2 protein-coding genes are annotated in these 3,072 nt (G+C 44.3%); one reads left to right on the top strand and one right to left on the bottom strand.

The annotated features are described in order from the left end of the window. Positions 1 to 97: 97 nt before the first annotated feature. Positions 98 to 1,435 (bottom strand): tyrosine-type recombinase/integrase, encoded by a 1,338-nt coding sequence (locus ACR2PX_RS22530; protein WP_434001599.1) that lies wholly within the window; start codon positions 1,433 to 1,435, stop codon positions 98 to 100. Positions 1,436 to 1,917: 482 nt separating this feature from the next. Between ACR2PX_RS22530 and ACR2PX_RS22525 the strand changes: the two genes are divergently transcribed. Then, positions 1,918 to 2,949, top strand: coding sequence for an SIR2 family protein (locus tag ACR2PX_RS22525; protein ID WP_434001598.1), 1,032 nt, complete (start codon positions 1,918 to 1,920; stop codon positions 2,947 to 2,949). Positions 2,950 to 3,072 lie beyond the last annotated feature (123 nt).

Here is a 3,072-nt window from a genome sequence, read left to right as displayed (position 1 = left end):
TAGGCATATGGCGGGGCGAGATCTTGGTAAACGGGAGCCTACGGAATCACTCAAATCTCATGCTGGGAAATTTGAATTATTGGATGCAGCCTGATTGTCAAGTGAGAAAAACTGCAGAATCGAGTGTAAGCAAACGACTCAGCTCTTTTTCATAGAGCCGAATAGCGGCACGCTTGGCGGGTAAATGGTGATGGCGGTCATAGTGTTTTTTAACAATGCCGGTTTGGCCATGCGACTGGAGTAGGTTACTGTCTTCTGGCCTTACCCCTGCATCGGTCAGTAGATAGTTGGCTGTTCTTCTGATGTCCCTTGCAGTAAATTTTTCAGGCTCTGGCAGTCCTGCCTGCCTGGTTTTTTCAACTCGATCTTCATGCCAGCGGATAAAAACATTCTTCAGGGTATCCAGTCGTATTTCTTTGTCTGGACTGCTGTAGAAAGGTCCTGGTAAGTCACCATTATGAGCCTGTAACACTCGCGATACTCTTATCAGTCTCGCAGTAAGAGGTATAACATGCTTTCGAACACCCCCTTTTCCTTTTCTCTCAACCAGTGAAACGCACCGCCGTTTGAAGTCGTAGTCTTTCCATAAAGTACGAATTAATGCCTGGGGCCTTTGGCCTGCAGTTGCCACCATCATTTTTACCAATGAGGACAGCACAATGCCGACCTTGTACGTTTTATGCACATTGAGATATAAATCCTGCAACTCCTCATCGGATAAAATACGATCAATCGTATTCTCTGCAGAGGTATCTTTTCTCGTTAAAGAGACGGGATTACCGGTGAGATAATATCTCTTATGTCCACGCCTGGTGGGGTCATAGTCTGCATGAGCCCCGTAAACGAAGGCTGCATGAAGTGAAGCACGCACCCGATTCATTTGAACATTGGCCCCTCTATCAGCAAGAGGCGCAAGAATATCTACGATGTCATCCGGTGTAATATCTTTTGCCCGCTTCTCCAGTAAATGGGGCAACGGCTTGGTGATATTGGTCTGAAAAGAACGCCAGGTTTCATTCACACTGACCTTTCCATCAATACGCATCTGATCAATGTAGCTATTTAATAAGTCAGCCAAAGTGCCTCTACTGGCTTCTTCTTCGGCTTTTCGGATGGCTTCTTTCTGCTCAGCAGCCAGCTTTTCAGACTGTAAATGCAGATACTCTTTGAGATCCCTGGGTGCGATAGAGCGTTTCAACCTGGCCCACTCATGAGCTTTTTCCCTGCAGTCTAATAAGGAGAAGCCTCCAGTGCTTTTTTTCTCCCTATAGCGACCCATCAAAATCAGCGTTGGACTATTGCCTTTGTAATAACGGTAATAACTTTGAATTGCCCCACTAGCCCGCCAAAACAACAGGGTACCATTCCCTCGTCCGAGTGATTCTGAAATGGTTTTGCCTTCTGTCAGACTCCTAATTTCTGCATCAGTAAGCACGGTTGTTCTTTTTTGAGGAGAAGCCAGCATCAACTATTTTTCTCAAAAAACTTGCATTGCTAGCACTATAGGTTTCTATCGAGATTTTGTGAAACAGTTCATGTATGAATTAAACAAAAAAATACTGTTAACCCTTTATGTGCAAGGGCTTCAGGCATATTTTGGGAATGTTTGAAACAGTACGATATTGCTAAAAAGTGCCACTTGTAATCAGTGGGTCCCGAGTTCGACTCTTGGTGCCGGCACCATACAAAAGCCCTGTTCATTCAGGCACTTGAAAGCCTCAGACTAGTCTGGGGCTTTTTTGTATCTGCAGTTTTTCGCCTGCTAATGCGTCTCCTTTTTTCCGTACTGTCTCAATTAACTTCTATCCCCTCCTTACTTTTATTATCTACCACAGCAGAGCATCTCTCTGACAACCGTCATTGAAAATAGTCAATTCATCATGAAAGAATTCAGGCATCTTTCATGAGGTATGCTCAATGCAATTCATCAAAAATGGACCTTCCATTCCAGGTGAGCTACTAAAAGCTAGGGATGAGGGTAGAGTTGTATTCTTTTGTGGTGCGGGAATTTCTCAAAACTCTGCCAAACTTCCTGACTTTAGCGGCTTAACCAAGCAAGTCATCAGTGAACTGGGGGCTTCTCAACATAGTCCTGCCTATAAAGCATTTTATGGCGCACAAAGAGTAATCGATGACATAAGAAAATTAGAAAAACCCGATCACCCTGAAGAGTTGAAGCGACTAGAAGAATTAAAACAATTAAACGAAAGCGGTCTTATTTCTGGGGATCGAGTATTTGGCCTGCTTGAACGGGACTTCTTTCTGGAAGATATTGAGCAGGAAGTGGCTCGTGTCCTAAAGCCAGATCCTAGTAATGAAAACTACCTTGATTCTCACAGAACCATCTTACAGCTGGCAACGACAGAATCAGGGCAGACTCATCTTGTCACAACAAATTTTGACCAATTATTTGAAGATTGCGACCCGAACGTAAAAACATATCAGCCTCCAAAACTCCCCAATCTCTCTGCTGGCGATACCCTTGATGGCATCACCTATCTTCATGGCAGAGTCAATAATGACTATACAGGCTCAGACTCGGAAGGCTCCGGTTTTGTCCTGACCAGTTCCCAGTATGGCAGGGCATATTTATCTGATGGCTGGGCAACCTCGTTTTTCAAAGAAGTGCTTGAACGATACACAATCGTATTCATTGGTTACTCTGCTGACGACCCGCCAGTCCAGTATTTATTGGAAGCGTTAAACAGTAAATCTGTACAGCATAAAATTTATGCTTTTGAGCAAGGAGACGAACAAAGCGCATCTGCAAAGTGGGTGCATAGAGGTGTAACAGCGATTCCCTTTGAGAGCTTCGACCTGCTTTGGGATACATTAGCATCATGGGCTAAGAGGGCCCAAAACCCTGAAAAATGGTGCAAAGAAATTATTGCTAAGGCATACAAAGGACCAACAGCAATGGAGCCTTTTGAGCGCGGGCTAATTGCGTAATTCCTAAAAAACTGCTGGACAGAGAAAGAGAATAGTACCTTTCCCTTGCAGCGACTATCCTTTATCCCATGGTTTTCTCAACCCGCAACGAACAGCAGAGTGAACAGACTGCAAAGCTTCTTA

Source organism: Endozoicomonas sp., from assembly GCF_051008435.1.
Lineage (GTDB): Bacteria > Pseudomonadota > Gammaproteobacteria > Pseudomonadales > Endozoicomonadaceae > Endozoicomonas_A.
The sequence above is the reverse complement of the archived record's forward strand: the minus strand, read 5'-3'. Positions and strand labels throughout refer to the sequence as shown.

Coding starts and splice junctions, on each gene's coding strand:
- ACR2PX_RS22525 (WP_434001598.1), top strand. CDS start 1,918: ATGCAATTCATCAAAAATGGACCTTCCATTCCAGGTGAGCTACTAAAA.